The sequence below is a fragment of the Streptomyces telluris genome (assembly GCF_024519335.1).
GTDB classification, from domain to species: Bacteria; Actinomycetota; Actinomycetes; order Streptomycetales; family Streptomycetaceae; genus Streptomyces; species Streptomyces telluris.
In genome coordinates this window covers 26,886-42,938 of record NZ_JANIID010000046.1, presented here as the reverse complement: position 1 = coordinate 42,938, position 16,053 = coordinate 26,886, and the positions used below count along the sequence as shown (strand labels likewise).

At 73.0% G+C, this 16,053-nt stretch carries 14 protein-coding genes; 10 read left to right on the top strand and 4 right to left on the bottom strand.

Annotated features, from left to right (window positions below; all coding sequences use genetic code 11):
- Window positions 1-81: 81 nt before the first annotated feature.
- Together NQU55_RS32995 and NQU55_RS32990 are read right to left on the bottom strand one after the other, a co-directional pair.
- On the bottom strand, window positions 82-1,164 hold the full coding sequence (locus NQU55_RS32995) for a mechanosensitive ion channel family protein (protein WP_168095262.1): 1,083 nt from the start codon (window positions 1,162-1,164) through the stop codon (window positions 82-84).
- A 294-nt stretch (window positions 1,165-1,458) separates the two neighbouring features.
- Window positions 1,459-2,613, bottom strand: coding sequence for a PucR family transcriptional regulator (locus NQU55_RS32990; protein ID WP_168095261.1), 1,155 nt, complete (start codon window positions 2,611-2,613; stop codon window positions 1,459-1,461).
- Between the two features lie 171 nt (window positions 2,614-2,784).
- On the opposite strand from NQU55_RS32990, the gene NQU55_RS32985 reads away from it, so the two are divergent.
- The 10 genes from NQU55_RS32985 to NQU55_RS32940 all read left to right on the top strand — a co-directional run bounded on the left by NQU55_RS32985 (window position 2,785) and on the right by NQU55_RS32940 (window position 13,971).
- Window positions 2,785-3,771: an ArsR/SmtB family transcription factor gene (locus tag NQU55_RS32985; protein WP_256791685.1), complete on the top strand. Its 987-nt coding sequence runs from the start codon at window positions 2,785-2,787 to the stop codon at window positions 3,769-3,771.
- 200 nt (window positions 3,772-3,971) lie between these two features.
- The gene (gene lanKC / locus NQU55_RS32980; protein WP_168095259.1) at window positions 3,972-6,569 is read left to right on the top strand and encodes a class III lanthionine synthetase LanKC; all 2,598 of its coding nucleotides are present in this window, start codon (window positions 3,972-3,974) and stop codon (window positions 6,567-6,569) included.
- Between the two features lie 6 nt (window positions 6,570-6,575).
- Complete coding sequence (locus NQU55_RS32975) at window positions 6,576-6,665, top strand: class III lanthipeptide (RefSeq protein ID WP_256791683.1); 90 nt, start codon at window positions 6,576-6,578, stop codon at window positions 6,663-6,665.
- A gap of 73 nt (window positions 6,666-6,738) precedes the next feature.
- Complete coding sequence (locus NQU55_RS32970) at window positions 6,739-6,828, top strand: class III lanthipeptide (protein ID WP_216823969.1); 90 nt, start codon at window positions 6,739-6,741, stop codon at window positions 6,826-6,828.
- A 65-nt stretch (window positions 6,829-6,893) separates the two neighbouring features.
- Window positions 6,894-6,983, top strand: coding sequence for a class III lanthipeptide (locus tag NQU55_RS32965; protein ID WP_206329932.1), 90 nt, complete (start codon window positions 6,894-6,896; stop codon window positions 6,981-6,983).
- Window positions 6,984-7,141: 158 nt separating this feature from the next.
- A complete protein-coding gene (locus NQU55_RS32960) occupies window positions 7,142-9,043 on the top strand; it encodes an FtsX-like permease family protein (RefSeq protein ID WP_256791682.1) in 1,902 nt (633 codons plus the stop codon).
- A complete protein-coding gene (locus NQU55_RS32955) occupies window positions 9,040-10,398 on the top strand; it encodes an MFS transporter (RefSeq protein ID WP_168095522.1) in 1,359 nt (452 codons plus the stop codon). The genes NQU55_RS32960 and NQU55_RS32955 overlap by 4 nt, the downstream gene beginning before the upstream one ends.
- Window positions 10,391-12,565 (top strand): prolyl oligopeptidase family serine peptidase, encoded by a 2,175-nt coding sequence (locus NQU55_RS36990; protein ID WP_168095521.1) that lies wholly within the window; start codon window positions 10,391-10,393, stop codon window positions 12,563-12,565. The genes NQU55_RS32955 and NQU55_RS36990 overlap by 8 nt, the downstream gene beginning before the upstream one ends.
- Before the next feature lie 10 nt (window positions 12,566-12,575).
- Window positions 12,576-13,367 carry an ABC transporter ATP-binding protein gene (locus NQU55_RS32945; protein ID WP_256791681.1) on the top strand — a complete coding sequence of 264 codons (792 nt, stop codon included), beginning with the start codon at window positions 12,576-12,578 and terminating at the stop codon, window positions 13,365-13,367.
- A 73-nt stretch (window positions 13,368-13,440) separates the two neighbouring features.
- Window positions 13,441-13,971, top strand: a complete 531-nt coding sequence (locus NQU55_RS32940) for an NUDIX domain-containing protein (protein WP_168096798.1) — start codon at window positions 13,441-13,443, stop codon at window positions 13,969-13,971.
- Here NQU55_RS32940 and NQU55_RS32935 read toward each other — a convergent pair.
- Window positions 13,968-15,341 (bottom strand): hypothetical protein, encoded by a 1,374-nt coding sequence (locus tag NQU55_RS32935; protein WP_256791680.1) that lies wholly within the window; start codon window positions 15,339-15,341, stop codon window positions 13,968-13,970. The genes NQU55_RS32940 and NQU55_RS32935 overlap by 4 nt on opposite strands.
- A gap of 140 nt (window positions 15,342-15,481) precedes the next feature.
- A complete protein-coding gene (locus NQU55_RS32930) occupies window positions 15,482-16,018 on the bottom strand; it encodes a flagellar hook-length control protein (RefSeq protein ID WP_168095851.1) in 537 nt (178 codons plus the stop codon).
- Window positions 16,019-16,053 lie beyond the last annotated feature (35 nt).

The following is a 16,053-nucleotide window of genomic DNA, read 5'->3' as shown; positions in this document are numbered from 1 at the left end:
GCCACCACCCCCGAAACAACACAAAGCGAGCACGAATACGCACAGCGTCAACGGATTCCAGGCCCGCGCGGGCCCGCACGTCTACTGGTCGAGGGACGCACGGGGGTGCGGGATCGCGGTTTCCGTTGTCGTCTCCGTGGCCTGCTGCAGGGAGACGGTCCGGGCGGGAGCGGGGATGCGGATGCCCTCGGTGCGGTAGCGCTGGTGCAGACGCTTGATGAATTCGTGCTTGATCCGGTACTTGTCGCTGAACTCGCCGACTCCAAGGATCACCGTGAAGCCGATCCGGGAGTCCCCGAAGGTGTGGAACCGCACGGCAGGCTCATGATCGGGGACGGCGCCTTCGACGTCCTTCATGACGCTCTCGGCGACCTCGACGGTGATCCGCTCGACGCGTTCCAGGTCGCTTTCGTAGCCGACGCCCACCTGCACCGTGACGGACAGCTTCTGCTCGGGCCGGCTGAAGTTGGTCATGTTCGTGCCGGCGAGCTTGGCGTTCGGGATGATGACCAGGTTGTTGTTGAGCTGCTCGACCACCGTGATGCGCCAGTTGATGTCGCGGACGTAGCCCTCTTCGCCGCTGCTGAGCCGTATGTAGTCGCCCGGCTGGACCGTCTTCGAGACGAGGATGTGCACGCCCGCGAAGAGGTTGGCCAGGGTGTCCTTCAGGGCCAGGGCGATCGCCAGGCCGCCGACACCGAGGGCGGTGAGGAGCGGGGCGATGGATATGCCGAGGGTTTCCAGCATGACGAGGAAGCCCATCGCCAGGACCGCGATGCGCGTGATGTTCACGAATATCGTGGCCGATCCGGCCACGCCCGATCTGGACTGCGCCATGGAGCGCACCAGTCCGCTGATGACCCGGGCCGCGGTGAACGTCGCGATGAGGACGATGGTGCCCATCAGCACCTCGTCGACGATATGGCCGACCTGGCGGGTCAGCGGCAGGGCTCCGGCGGCAGCCGCCACGCCGGCCGCGACCGCGCAGCCGGGTGCGAGCGTGCGCAGTACGTCGACGATGATGTCGTCGCCCTGCCAGCGGGTTCTGAGGGCGCGCACGCCGAGCCAGCGCAGGACCACGCGCAGCACGAGGGCGAGGGCCAGGCCCGCGGCGATGGCGATGCCGGCGACGATGATGTCATGCAGTGTCAGATCCCGGTTCACCGGTGTCCTCCCCGCCCTGCGGAGGAGGGAGCGGATGAGGGAGCGGCGGCGGCGTCGTGCGCCGTCACCGGAAGCCCGGAGTAATGATTCGTCACCTTGTACCTGTCTGTCCCGACGGATCGTGCTCGCGCCGGGCCACGGCGGTCCCGCTCGACCCGGCGCGAGAAGTCATCCTGCACCACACCCGTTTCACGTCTGTACGCCCGGGTGGCAGTTCCGACGCTCCGTCAGCGACCCCGTCCTGACGAGGAAGGCGCAGCTCACCGGCGCGCGCCGGGGGCGGGTGACAAGGCGTCAGTCGTCGAGCAGGCGCCATGCGGTGAGGGCGAGCCGGGCGCGGACGAGGCCGGCGGGTTCGGTGAGTCCGATGCCCAGGGTGGTTCCGATGTGGTCGAGGCGGCGGGCGACGCTGCTGTGGTGCAGGTGCAGGAGTTCGGCCGCCCGGCGCAGGGATCCGGTGGTGCAGTAGGCGTCGAGTGTCTCCAGGTCGTCCGGGCTGCCTGCCATGCGGGCGATCGCGGCCACGTCGGCGTTGTCCCGGGAGAGGTCCCGCGGTATCTCGGCGAGCAGGGCGAGGGCGCCGAGTCCGTCGTAGTGCACGACGGGTTCGCGCGGGCTGGTGAAGCGGAGGGCGGTACGGGCCTGCCGCCACGACCGGGCCGGGCAGCCTGCGGTGCCGATGCCCGCGCGCACGCCCGCCGGAAGCCGGTCCGCGGCGATCGCCGCGGCCAGGATGACGCCCACTCCGGCGACCTCCGCCGCCTTCACCGGACGGGACGCGCAGACGGATCCGCCCACCTGGTCCAGTGGGATCTCCGACCGCACGGCGGCGACACGGACCGGCAGCCCCGCGGAGAACCCCATGAGCCGCATCGCCCGGGCCCTGGCGGCCTCGTCGCTGCCGGGGCTGATCACGAGTTCCACCAGGGCGGGATCGGCCATCGTGGTGGAGGCCGGGCCGTGTCGCTCGACGACCGCGGCGACGGCGATGGCGAGCCGGTCCAGCAGCAGGTCGTCGAACGGGCCGGGCGGGCCGGGACGCTCCAGCCACACGGCACCGATCTCTTCCTCGTCCAGCCTGACCGGCACCGTCGTGGGCCCGTGCCCGCTGGGCCTGTGCCCGGCGGGCCCGTGCTCAGTGAACTTATGCCCGGAGGGCGTTCGCCCTGCGGGCCCGTGCTCAGTGAACCCACGCCCGGAGGGCGTTTGCCCTGCGGGCGCGTGCGGGTCCGGGACAGGAGCCTCCCGCCCGTCGGGTCCGATGCGGATCACGCGCCCCGTGCCGAAGAGCCGGATCCCCGCCACGCACTCGGCGAGGCCCGCCGAGGCCCGGGCGAGCGCCGGAAGGTCCACCCGGCGGCGCATCAGCGTGTCGTAGAACATGACGACGCGGATGGCATCCCCTGCTTCCGCATCCAGCTGCGACAGCCGTACGACCAGTGCCTCCATGAACAGGAGGGTAGCCGCGCCGCTGCTGAGGTGACGGACTCGATTATCCATCCCCCGCGCGCCCCGGGAGCCGGGAACCATGCACATCAGCATTGGCCAACGCTCCGTCCGCCGGCACCGGGACGTCGCCGCGCATCCAGGCGGAGCCGATCGCTGCGGGGGCCGCTCTTCATGTATCGCATCATTTTGTCGGTCGACGACCTGGCACGCGTGAGGATCAGTGAATCGGATCTCCTCTCAATGGAGGCACTGTTCGCCTTGGAGGCGCTCCGGGAAGGCCGTGGAGAGGGCTTTCGCGCTTGGCGGCAAGGAGTGTGCGGAAGCGGAGGCGGCCGCCGTGCCGATCCGAGAATGGAGCGGGTCGCGACGCTGATCAGGATTCCGGGCGGCCCGGGAAAGTTACTGGAATTGTGTACCGGCGGGGGGCGCCACACGATGGTCCCCCCGAACGGTGCCGGGGTTCCCGCCGTGTCCGTGCGTTCCGCGGTCCAGGACTTCCAGCAGGTGGCCGTCGCACCGCACTGGGATCGGATCCGCGCCTATCTGGGCGAGGTCCGGGACACTCTGCGGGACATCATGTGCCGTGACGGCGTGGAAGTGCTGCTGGACTCGCTGGGGCCGGGAATCCGCTGGAACGCACCGGTCTTGGAGATCTCGGGCGTACGTTCCGGGGAGCGGGAACTGGACGGCAGCGGGCTGGTGCTGGCTCCGTCCTTGTTCCTGCAGCGCGCAGGGCATGTGCTCCCGCCGGCTCGGCAGGGCGCGCACCGCGCCCCCGTCCTGGTGTTTCCCGACCGTCCGGGACCGGAGGAGCTGACGCGGTTGCTGGGCGGCGGACGGGCAGCCGGTCCGCAGTGCGGGCCGGACAGCCTCGCGGCCCTGGTCGGGCGGACCAGAGCGGCCGCACTGCGCGCGCTGCGCGAGGGCTGTACCAACGCCGAGCTGGCAGAACGGCTCGGCGTTTCCGCGGCCGCGGTGAGTCAGCACATGGCCGTCCTGAGAGCCGCCGGCCTGGTCTCGACGCGCCGCAACCGCAGCCATGCGATCCACACCGTCACCCGTCTCGGCCACCTCTTGTTACGAGGCGAGGCGGCGGAGCGGCACCCGGTCTCCCGGCCACTCGCAACAACTCTCCGGTATTCAGCGGAAATCGCTTGACGATACGGATCCGGGCTGCCCGCCCCTCGCATTACCGGATGGTACATCTCCGGTTAAGCGTGAACTTACGCCGATTGCCGGGCGAGGGCGAGCGGGTGGAGGATTCTCGTAGCGGAACGGAAAAGCGTTCCACCGCAACCCTTTTCATACTTTGACGACGGCATAAGAAGATGCCGCCTGCAGCACGGCGGGAGGGCACCATGGATCCGAGGTACGAGGCGTACACCATCGCAGATTCCACGTGGTACGAGCCGCTGGACCGCTGCCAGGATTCGGATTCGCTGTTCTCCCTCTCGGTGCGGGAACTCCCCTCCGGGTGGCGGCGGGAACACCAGGGCGTATGGGAATTCCTGACGCCCGGTGACGCCGCACAGCTGCCGGAGCAGGGCTGGAAGATCCACGTGAGTGCGACGCCCGGCGCCGCCGAGGAGACGATAGAGGCGGCCTGGGACGTCTGCCGGCGGCTGGGGCTGCCGTGGAAGTTCCTGCGCAGCCGGCAGATCGTCGCCGCGATGAACACCAAGTACGCCCACCGGGCCGCAAGCGGCAAGGCGGTGACCGTCTACCCCCGGACCACCGACGAGCTGCGCACGGCTCTGGAGGAGCTCGAAACGGCGGTGCACGGGCGGCCCGGGCCGTACGTACTGTCCGACCGGCGCTGGAACGACGGCCCGGTGTCGGTCCGCTACGGAGCCTTCACGCTGATGTGGTGCGAACTCGCCGACGGCACCCGCGTCCCCGCGATGCGCACCCCTCAGGGGCAGCTCGTGCCCGACCCCCGCCGCCCGGTCTTCACCGTCCCTCCGTGGGCGGACGTCCCTGGCTTCCTCGCGGAGCAGCCGGCGGCCGATGGGGCCTCGGCCTCACTCGGCGGCTACGAGGTCCGCAAGGCGCTCCACTTCTCCAACGGCGGGGGCGTGTACCTCGCGGCCGACAGCGACGGCGGACAGGTCGTCCTCAAGGAAGCACGGCCGCATGCCGGCCTCGACGCCAACGGCCTGGACGCGGTCGCCAGACTGCGCACCGAGGACGAGGTCCTCGGCAGACTCGGGCACCTGCCGTTCGTGCCGTGCCGGTACGGCTCCTTCACCGCCTGGGAACACCACTACCTCGCCATGGAGTACGTCGAAGGGGAGACCGTCAGCGCCTGGCTGGGGCGCGAGCACCCGCTCACCCGCCACCGGCCCACCGCGGCGGCCCGTAGCCGCTTCGCCGCCTCCGTCGTCGAGCGGATGGAACAGGTCGCGGAATGCGTACGGGCGCTGCACGAGGCCGGAGTGGCCTTCGGTGACCTCCACCACCGCAACATCCTCATCCGGCCCGACGGCACCGTGGCGCTCGTGGACTTCGAGCTCGCCACCTCGGTCGACTCTGTCCGCAGTGCCGCGCTGGGGGCGCCCGGCTTCGCCGACCCCGCCCTCACCGATCCGCGCGAGGCGGACCTGTTCGCCCTGGGCTGCTGCCAGCTCGCCGCCCTCGTCCCCCTCACCGTGCTGACCTTGCGCAACCCCCGCGCCGTAGGCTCACTGATCGAGCTGGCCCGCGCTTCCTTCCCCTCCCTGCCGGCGGAGTTCATCCGGCAGATGACCGAACGCCTGGCGCTGTCGCCCACGCTGCGCCCCCACTTGCCGCCTTCCGGAACGCCCGCAGGAACACCCAGCGGCATGCTCGCCGCCCCGCCACCCCTGACCGCTCCAACCGCGGAAACGTTGCTGCAAGGCATCTCCCGCTCCGCCGACCCAGCCCGTAAGGACCGGCGCCACCCCTGCGATGTGACCGGGTACCGTCCGGGCGCCTCACTGGGGCTCGCGTACGGCACTCCGGGCGTGCTGTGGGCACAACACGCCGCCGGAAGCACAGTTTCCGGAGAGGACGTGGAGTGGCTGGTCGATGCCGCGCGCCGGGCTCCCCGGGACGCGCCGCCCGGCCTCTACGACGGGCTGGCAGGTGCCGCATGGCTCCTGCACCGCTTGGGGCACCCGCAGGGCGCGAACCTGATCGACCGCCTCCTGGCCGGCCCCCTGCCCGCCTCGCCGGGCCTGTTCAGCGGACTGACCGGAATCGCCCACCTCTTCCTGGACGCCGGGCTCAAGGACGAAGCGCTCGCCCTCGCCCTGCGGGTACGTGCACAGGTGGGGGTCAAGGGGCCGCTGGACCGGCCGGGGCTGATGTACGGCTGGTCGGGGCCGGCGGTGCTGTTCGCCCGCTGCGCGGAAGTGACCGGAGACCTGCAATGGGCGGCGGCGGCCGAACGCGCCGTACGCTGCGACCTGGTGCACGCCCGCGACGTGGACGGCATGCTGCAGATGCACAGTTCGAGCCGGCTGCTGCCCTACCTGGCGGAAGGCTCCGCCGGCGTCGCGATGGCCGCCCTCGCGCTTCCCCCGCCCCAGGCGGCCGCAGTCGGTGCCGACGGCATCGTGGCCGGCGCCGCACGGGCCGGCGCGGTGGAAGTCGTCCTGCAGGGCGGGCTGTTCAACGGCCGCTCCGGACTGGCGTACCTGCTCTCCCACGCCCCGGCCCGCACGGGACGGTGGCAAGCGGAGCTGGACAGTCATCTGCGCGCCCTCTCCCTGCACTTGGCGCCGTACGAGGACGGTCACGTCCTGCACGGCGACCAGCTGGTCCGTCTCTCGGCGGACCTGGCGACCGGCTCCGCCGGCGCGGTGATCGCGCTCGTCGCCGCCCAGAACCCCGGCAGCCGTCTGCTCCCCGGCGCTCACCCCACCTGCGGGTGGCCGGCCCCCGGGAGCGGCGCTCCGGACCACCCGGCCCCACAAGCCTGCGAGAGGAGGTGAGAAGACATGCAGAACATTCTCGCCCTGCAGGAACTCGACGAGGAGACCGTCCTGGACGCTCCGCTGAGCTCCGTCAGCGTCGTGGTGTGCCACTGACACCGCGGCCGGCGCAGACCGGGACCGGACCTCTCCCACCGCACCACCGCACCCCTGAAGGAGGTGTACGGACATGCAGAACATTCTGGCCCTGCAGGAGCTCGACGAGGAGACGATCGTCGACGCCCCCATCAGCACCATCAGCCTCGGCGGCTGCCACTGAAAGACCGCCCCGGCGCGACCGGGACCGACCCTTCCCCACCGCGCCCCTGAAGGAGGTGACAAGGAATGCTGAACATTCTCGCCCTGCAGGAGCTCGACGAGGAGACTGTCCTCGACGCTCCTCTGAGCTCCGTCAGCGTCGTCGTGTGCCACTGACGCTTGGTCATAGACGGTCGCACCGGCCGTAAATGAGCGCGGGGAGGCCACAATGTGGGTGGCCTCCCCTGCGCTGCTTCCAGCTTACGCACTGTGGAGGGCAGAAGACAGTGTCCGAGGCGTCCCGTCCCTCTCGCCCCCTCGCCGGACCGATGCGCATGCGTCGCCTCTTCCTCGCCGAAGCGCGCGCCTACCCCGGCCGTCTGGCCGGAGCCGCCGTGGCCTGTGCCATGACGGCGGCGGGAGTGGGCGCCTGCACGCTGCTCCTGATCGGTGCGGGCCGTGCGGACTTCCCCGCCCGCTCCGTGGCGGCGGCACAGGCCCAGGACGCCCGCGATCTGCTCTCCCTGCTGCTGTCCATGCTGCTGATGTGCGCCGTGCTGGTGATCGGCTCGACCGTGTCGCTGTGGACAGGGCAGCGGCTCGGGCAGTTCGCCGTCCTGCGCGCGCTCGGCGTCACGGCCGGTCGGCTGCGGCGCCTGGTCGCCGGTGACGTAGCCCGGCTCGCGGTCGCCGCGGCCGCCGTGGGAACCCTGGGCATGCTGCCCCTGGCGCACGCGGGGCGACGTCTTCTGGTGAACCGCGAGCTCTTCCCCGAAGCGGCCTCCCTGCCCTCCTCGGGCCAGGTCTGGGGCACGGCCGTAGGCGTGTGCGCCGCCACCGGAGCCGTGGCCGTCCTGGCCGCCATGGCCAGTGTCTTCGCCGCCGGGCGCGTCAGCCCCGGAGCGCTCATGAAGGACACGGAAGGTTCCCTGGCATCCCGCCGCAGCCGGGCACGGCTGCTGACCGGCCTGACGATGGCCGTGATGCTGTGCGTTCCGCTGCTGTACGTCATGGCCTTCACGCAACTCCCCTCAACGGTGCGGGCTGCCGTCGCCCCCGGTCTCGCCCTGGTGCTCATCCCCACGCTCGCCGTCCTCGCGCCCTGGATCGTGCCCCTGCTGACCCGGCCGGTGTGCGCCGTCCTGCGGATCGCGGACCGGCGGGTGGGACGCATCGCCGCCGCAGGGCTGCGGGCGGCTCCCGCGCGGACGACCGCCATGGCGGTACCCGTCCTGCTCGCGGTGGGAATCGCCGTCTGCCTGCTGGGCACCGGCGCCACCATGGGAGAGGCCGTCGCGCGGCAGACGGGCGACGGGCTGCGCGCCGACGGCGTGGTCACCGCCCGCCCCGGCCACCGTCTTCCCGCACAGCCCGCCGCGCCCTCCGGCGTCACCGCCACGGTGCTCGTGGCCACGCGGATCACCGCTCCCGCCACGTCTCTCGACGACCAGCCCTCTCCCGTGGACGCCTGGGGGGCCGACGGTTCCGCGCTCGTGAAGTCCCTGGACCTCAAGGAACGCGAAGGCCGGCTGTCGGCACTGCGGGAGGGAACCTTCGCCGCCGGCGTCAGCCAGGCCGAGGCCCATCACTGGCGGCTCGGCCAGAAGGTCCGGCTCGCCCTGGCGGACGGGTCCCGCCCCGAGCTGACCCTCGTCGCCGTCTACGAACGCGACCTCGCCTTCCCGGCGTTCGTCATCGCCCGTACCACGGCCCTGCAGCACACCCGGGAACCGTACGCCGACCGCATCCTGCTCAGCGGCGCGTACCGCTCCTGGCCGAAGGAATCCGGCCGGACCGTGGCCTCCCGCGCGCAGTACCTCGACGACCTCAAGCCCCGCAACCCCGCCGACGACCTCGCCTCGCGCCTGATCGTCTCCGTCGTCAGCGGCTACGCCCTGCTGGCGGCGGCCAACACCGCCTCCCTGGCCCAGCGCGACCGCCGCGCCCAGCGCGCCCACCTGCGCGCCCTCGGGCTGGGCAGAGGCCAGCTCCTGCGCTGCGTGCTCTACGAAGCGCTCGGCGCGGCCGCCGTCGGGGCGGCGCTGGCGGCCGCCACGGCACTCGCCTGCCTGGTCCCCTTCGCCGCCGCCCTGGGCACCGGGGCGCTGCCCGCCCTGGACGTGCCGTGGACCGCAGCGGTCCTGGCCGCCGCCGTCCTGGCGGTCGCCCTGCCCTCGGTGATGACCGCCCACCCCATGTCCACCGTCCGGCAACAGTTCGCAAGGAGAACGGCGTGAAGCAGCCGAAGCAGAAGCTGGGCAGGCGGTTCTGGCTGCTGTTCAGCGGGGAGGCCGCCTCCGCCGTGGGCACGGCAGCCTCGGTCATCGCCCTGCCCATGGTCGCCTACCAGGTGAGCGGCGACGTCCGGCACGCCGGATTCACCAGTACCGCGCTGTCCCTGGGGATCGTGGCGGCCCGGCTGCCCGCCGGGGTGCTCGCCGACCGCTACGAACGCCGCACGCTCCTCCTCCTGGGCAACGCCGTCGGCGCCCTGGTGCTGGGCACCCTGGCCGTGCTCCGCGCGACGGGCTCCGTCCACCCGGGCGCGCTCCTGACCGCCGCCTTCCTCCTCGGCGCCGTGGGCAGCACCCTGGCCCCCGTGGAGAACGTGGCCGTACGCACCTTCGTCCAGGCCGACCTCCTGCCCCGCGCCCTGGCCCTGATCCAGAGCCGTGCCGCACTCGCACTGATCGTCGGCCCCCTCGTGGCGGGCGTGCTGCTCAAGGCCAACGCCGCCTGGGTCTTCGCCGCCGACGCCCTGACCTATCTCACCGCGGCCTGCTGTGCCTTCCTCCTCCCCGCCAAAGCGGGCCCCACCGGCAAGCAGCAGCCGGCGCTCCGGGCCGTCACAGAGGGCCTGCGCTTCCTGTGGCGGTCCCCCTTCCTGCGCTACGGCGCGCTCAACGCCACCGTCCTCAACCTCGTCTTCAACGGCCTGCTGATCGTCGTCATCGCCTCCTGCGACAGGACCGGCGCGGGCTCGGTGGCCGTGGGCGTGCAGACCGCCTGCTTCGGGGCGGGCGCGGTGGCCGGTTCCCTGATCGCCGCCCCGGTGGCGCGCAGACTCCCCGCGGGCCGGGGCATCGCCCTGGCCACCGCCGTCATCGCCCTCGCGCTGCTCGGCTTCGCCACGGTCCGCAGCACGTGGGGCGCGGCCCTCATGCTGGCGCTCGCCACCGCCGGCGGCCCCGTGATCACGGTGGTGCTCTCCTCGATGCAGATGCGCATCACACCACCCCGGCTGCAGGGACGCGTCCACAGTGCCAGCGGCTTCCTCTCCCAGGCCGTCGCCCCTCTCGGGCCCACGCTCGCCGGTGCGAGCGCGCACGCCTTCGGCCTGGGGCCGACGGTCACGGCAGCGGCCGCCCTGGTCGTCCTGCTGGCCGTGGTGGGCTGGTTCACCACCGCCCGCCGCACGGTGACGGCGGAGGCGCGGCAGTCCCTGGACGCGCAGGTGTCCGCGGCGCCCTCGCAGGTGTCCACGAATGCGCAGGTCTCCACAGATGCGAAGGTGTCAACGGATGAGCAGAAAGCCCGCGCCGGGGAGGTTCCGGCGGCGGAAGCTCCAACGGTGGAGGCAGGCCGTGGCTGACGGCGTACCGGCGGCCGGTGACGGTACCCGGCCGGACGAGCGGACCGGCGAACCGGCGGATCCCTACCGCTGGCTGGAGGAGGAGTCGTCACGCACGCGCGCGTGGCTGACGGCACAGCAGGGTCTGCTCGAAGCCCACCGGGAACGCACCGATGACCGCGGCTGGCAAGCGCTCCTGCGCAGGATCGAGACCGCCGCCGCGGGCCGTCTCCTGAGCCCACCGGTGGAAGCCGGAGGGATGCTGTTCCGGCAGCGGCTGAGCGCCTCCGGCAGCGAGCTCCTCACCGCGACCGACCCGCACGGCCGCGACCGCACCCTCCTGGACACCGGTGACCACCCCTCCCCCACCAGGACGGCGGGCTGGCACCCCGACCCCCACGGTCGCGCCCTGCTCGTCCAGCTCCACCACGACGGGCACGAGAACGGCGGCCTGCACCTGATCCCCACCGACGGCGGCGCACCCGCGGCGTACCTGCCCGACGCCTCGCCCCACCCCGCCGTGGCCTACGCCGGCGACCTCCTGCTCTACAGCGCCGGCACCCGGACCGAACACACCCTGCGCGCCCGTCCCCTACGCGATGACCCGGCCCGGAGCGCGGCCCGGCATCCGGACCGGACCGTGGAGCTTCCCGTCCCCGGACCGGTGAGGATCACTCTGCGCTGCGGGCCGGGCGGACATCTGCTGCTGCGCACCCGGACGCCGAAGGCGCCCTCGGCACAGTGGTGGTGCACCCTCTGGGACGGCCACGGCACTCCCGACTGGCAGCCCCTTCCCCTCGACGACCTCCGTATCACCGCGTTCGCGCTCGGCACGGACCGTCTCTACCTCGCCACAGGCCCGGAGGTTTCGGCACTTGCCCTGCCGGACGTGGCCCGCGGGCCCATCACAGCGCCCGCCCCGCTCCCCCGCATCGCCGATGCCGGGCCGGCGCCGGGAGAGATCAAGGCTTTGCGCGTCCTGAGGCCGGGGCCCACCCCCTGCCTGGCCGTCCTGAGGCAGCACGGCACCACCCGGCGCCTCAGCCTGACCGGCCCGCACCGCACGGACGTCATGCGCGCCGAGGACGGACGGCCCACTGAGCCGAGGACCGAGGCGGGCGGCCGGGGCACCACGGTCCTGACCTGGCACGCCCGGCTGCGCATCGGACCCTCCTCGTACGGGGGTGACGGCCGCCCCGGCGACGCACTGTGGATCCTGGCCGACGACCCGCGGGACGGCTGCTGGAGCCACCGCCTCACCCCCGGCGCACCACCCGTCACCCCGCCGGCAGGCCACTCACCTCTCCGTACCTCGACCGCCGTCAGCAGCGACGGCACCTCCCTGCCCGTCACCGTCTGCGACCCGCCCTCCACCGCCGGGACCGGCCCGGCCCCGGTCCTGGTCACCGTCTACGGCGGCTTCGGCGTCCCCCTCGAACCCTCCTGGGACCCCGTCCTCGCCGCCTGGCTCACCGCCGGCGGGCGCGTGGCCTGGGTGCACGCCCGGGGCGGCGGCGAATTCGGCCCGGAGTGGGCGGCGGCGGGGCGGGGCGCGGGCAAGTCGCGCACCGTCGACGACCTGTGCGCGGCCGCGCGCGCCCTCGTCGACCAGGGCGAGGCCGCCCCGGGGCAGCTCGCCGGCCTGGCCGCGAGCAACGGCGGCCTGGTGCTGGCCGCGGCCGCGCTCCGCGCCCCTCGCCTCTTCTCCGCCGTCGCGTGCGCCGCGCCCCTCACCGACATGGCCCGCTACACCTCCGGCGGTGGCCTGGGCCGCCTGTGGCACGACGAGTACGGGGATCCCGCCGACCCGGCCGCGCTCGCGGCGCTCCTGGCGTACTCGCCCTGCCACCACGTACGGCAGGGTGAGTCGTACCCGGCCACGCTCCTGATCACCGGGGGCAACGACGCACGGGTCCCTCCCTGGCACGCCTGGAAACTCTGCGCCGCGCTCCAGGAGGCGAACTCCGGCCGGCAGCCGGTCCTCCTGGACCACCGGCCCGGCACCGGCCACCACGGGCGCACCGGCGCCGCCGCCACGGCCCTCAGCGCCCGCGTGCTGGCCCTCCTCGCCACCCGCACCGGCCTCGCCGCCCCCACGAGACCGAAGCCGCCCTCGCCAGTCACCGACGTGAACGCGCCCTCCCCGCTCCGGGCGCTCCGGCAGCCGACCGCACCCGCACCGTCCTGAGGAGCACCGCATGACCTGGGCACACCTGCGCCACGGCCCGGCACACCAGCCCTACGCACACCAACCGCCGGCAGCCCCGCCGGCCGCTTCCGCGGTGGACCTCGCCAAGGTGTACGGCAGCGGGGCACGCCGCGTCGCAGCCCTCGACGGCGTGAGCGTGGCGTTCCAGCAGGGGCACTTCACCGCCATCATGGGCCCTTCCGGGTCGGGCAAGTCCACGCTCATGCAGTGCCTCGCGGGACTGGACACGCCCACCTCCGGAAGGGCCCTCATCGGCGACACCGATCTGGCCGGTCTCTCCGAGCGCCAGCTGACGCGCCTGCGCCGGGAACGGATCGGGTTCATCTTCCAGGCGTTCCACCTCCTGCCCGCCCTGACCGTGGCGGAGAACATCACCCTTCCCCTGGCCATCACCGGCCGGCGCCCGGACCGGCAGTGGCTCGATCAGGTCGTCACCACGCTCGGCCTCACGGACCGGCTCAGGCACCGCCCCGGAGAGCTGTCCGGCGGCCAGCAGCAACGCGTCGCCTGTGCCCGGGCCCTCGCAGGCCGGCCGGACATCGTCTTCGCCGACGAGCCCACCGGCAACCTCGACACCCCCACCAGCGCCGAAGTCCTCTCCCTCCTCGCCCACCTGACCCACCGCATGGGGCAGACCATCATCATGGTCACCCACGACCCCGCGGCCGCCGCCTACACCGACCGCGTCGTCTTCCTGGCCGACGGCCGCATCACCGACGAGCTCCACCGCCCGGACGCAGACCAGATCCTGGACCGGATGAAGCGCTTCGACCACCTGTGACCGGACCGCCGGCCCCGCGGCGATCTGCGCCGAACAGCCGTCACGGGGCCCGCTCCGCGGGCAGGATGGGCGCATGGACACGGCGGAGCGGGATACGGCGGAGCGGGATACGGATCGGTTCCGGTGGCTGCGTGAGCATCCCGCGCCGCTGGTGGCGGTCGACGCGCTCGTGCGGGACGACGGCGGCCGGCTGCTGGTCGTCGAGCCCACGTACAAGCCGGGGTGGGACATCGTCGGCGGCCTCGTGGAGCACGAGGAACTGCTGTCCGCGCTCGCCAGGGAAGCGGAGGAAGAGGTCGGCCTGCGCGGGCTGCGCATCGGCCGGCTGCTGGCGGTGGACAACGTGCCGGCGGCAGGACCGGGCCGCCCGGTGATCGTGTTCATCTTCGCGGCACGCCCCGCCGAGCCGGAGGTGCGGTCCGTCGATCTGATCCTGCAGCAGGAGGAGATCCGGGCGGCCGAGTTCGTTCCGGACGAGACGGCGCTGGAGCGGTTCCCGGACCCTCTGCGGCGTCGTGTCGCGGCCGCGCTGGAGGCCGAACGCGGCGCGCACACCGCCTATCTCGTCGACGGCCGGGCGCACCCGGCGGGCCGGGACCGCTAGACGACGACGGCCTCGTCGAGGAGCCGGCGCATGCCGGCCGGCGACAGGCCCGGGTTCTGTGCCGCGTACCGGGCGTCCGCGGGGTCGGCGAGCATTTCGTGCAGCCGGGGCAGGGGCAGCCGCGGGTCTCCGGCGGCCTGGTGGCGTACGTAGTCGGCCTCGTCCCTGCTGAGCCGGTCGAGCAGTCCGGGTGAGGCGTCAGGAGCGTGGACGGCGAAGCGGCGCAGCCCGGGGTCCTCGTGGTCCGCGAGCGCGGCCAGGCGGTGCAGGGGGAAGCCGGGCTTGTCCAGCAGCAGCCATCGCGTGCAGCCGTCCCACTCGATGAGGATCCGCCACATGAGCTCGGGCGGCGGTGCCGGATGGTGCTCGCACAGCAGGAGCCGGACGGCGAAGTCGTCGTCGCGGGCGAGGCGGGCGACGAGGTCGGGCGGGAGGTACGGGCTGACGGCGGCGCTGCGGCGCAGCCATACGTGGGAGGAGTGGACGCAGCGGCGCAGGACGCCGGCGTCCTCGCGGGCTTCCCGGACCCAGAGCAGGGGGCGCAGCCGTTCGTCGGGGCCGATCTCGTAGTCGATGGCGGCGCGTTGGGTCTCCGTGAGCTCCGGGCGGGCGGAGACGGCGCGGCGTACGGGGTGGTGGGGGTCGCGGGCGAGGTGGGCGACCAGGTCGGCGGGGAGGGAGGGGTTCTCGGCGACCGCCATCCGCTCGGACGGCTCGTCGCTGTGCGCGTAGCGTTCGGCCAGGACACGGTCGAGCCGTCCGTGGGTCAGCAGGAGGGTGAGGTCCCAGCGGTCGAGTTCCCCGGCGAGTTCCGCGGTGTGGCGCGCGTCGCCGGAGGCCGCGCGGAGGGCGGCGGCTCGCCGTACGTAAGGCTCCTCGTCGGCGAGCAGCGCCTCCCGGGCCTCGGGTGTCAGTTCGTCCCATGCGCGGCAGGCGGCGTGGCGCAGGTCCGGGTCGGGGCTGCCGGCGAGGCCGGCCAGGACGCGGGCGGGGAGGGACGGCGATATCAGCGCCTCGTGGCGGATGTACGAGCGCGGGTCGTTGAACAGGCGCGCGTAGGTCTCGTCGGGCAGGGGCTCGGGCCGGCTCCGGAAGACCAGCGGGCCGGTGGCCAGGGCCAGCCGCACTCGGGGCGTGTCGTCGACCAGGCGTGCCCGCTGTGCGCCCGGGGCGAGCGGGCTTTCGGCGAATGCTGACCGGACCTTCACGTCGGGGTGGCCCACGATCGCGTCGATCACCTCGCCGGGAAGGCTCGCGCGCCGCGCCACCCTCTCCCCCACCTCGGGGCTTGCCGAGTGCAGAAGGCGCAGGAGTACGTCGGGCGGGGCGGCGGGGTTGCCGGCGAGGCCGTACAGGATGTCTGCGGACACGGAGCTCTCAGGTGGATCGAGGTGCTGTCGGTGGCTCCATCCAAGCACCCCGCTCCGCGCCGGGCGCTGAGCAGGGGCCAGGGAGCAGCTGCCGCGGATTCGCCCGGCGCGGACGGAGCAGGTACGTGGTGCGTGGTGCGTCAGTTCCAGGGGTTGGCGGGCTGGTCGTTGATGGCCGTCCAGAAGCGGGTCCCGGCCGGGACGTCCCCGTAGGCCCAGTAGCTCCAGCCGCCCGAGCTCTCCAGGTTGGGCCCGTATCTGCCGTCGTGGAACTCGGCCATGCGCCAGCCCGTTCCGAAGTTGTTGGCGCAGACTCCGTCGGCGACCGCGCGGCTGGTCAGGCGGGTGCCGCGGATCGGGTTGGTGGCCGCGACCGCGCCGCGCGCCCAGCCCGCGTAGAAACCGGGCGTGATGCCGGCGGGGGCCGGCGAGCCGTCGACTCTCAGGCAGAGGAGGGGCAGGGCCGTGGTCGTGGCGGTGTCACCTTGGTACGGATTGCTCAGGGGGCCGCCGCCCACCTGCACGGTTCCGCCGGGGCCGTCCGCGAGCAGGGTCCAGGTCATGGCCTTGCCGTTGGCGTCCCCGGAGGGCGTCGCGGCGGCAGCGGGGGTCACGACGCTCCCTGCCGCGGCCAGGGCCGCAACACCGAGAGCGAGGGCAGTCTTCACCGAGCGCATGGCTTCTCCTCACTGATGTGACATGAGATGCGATG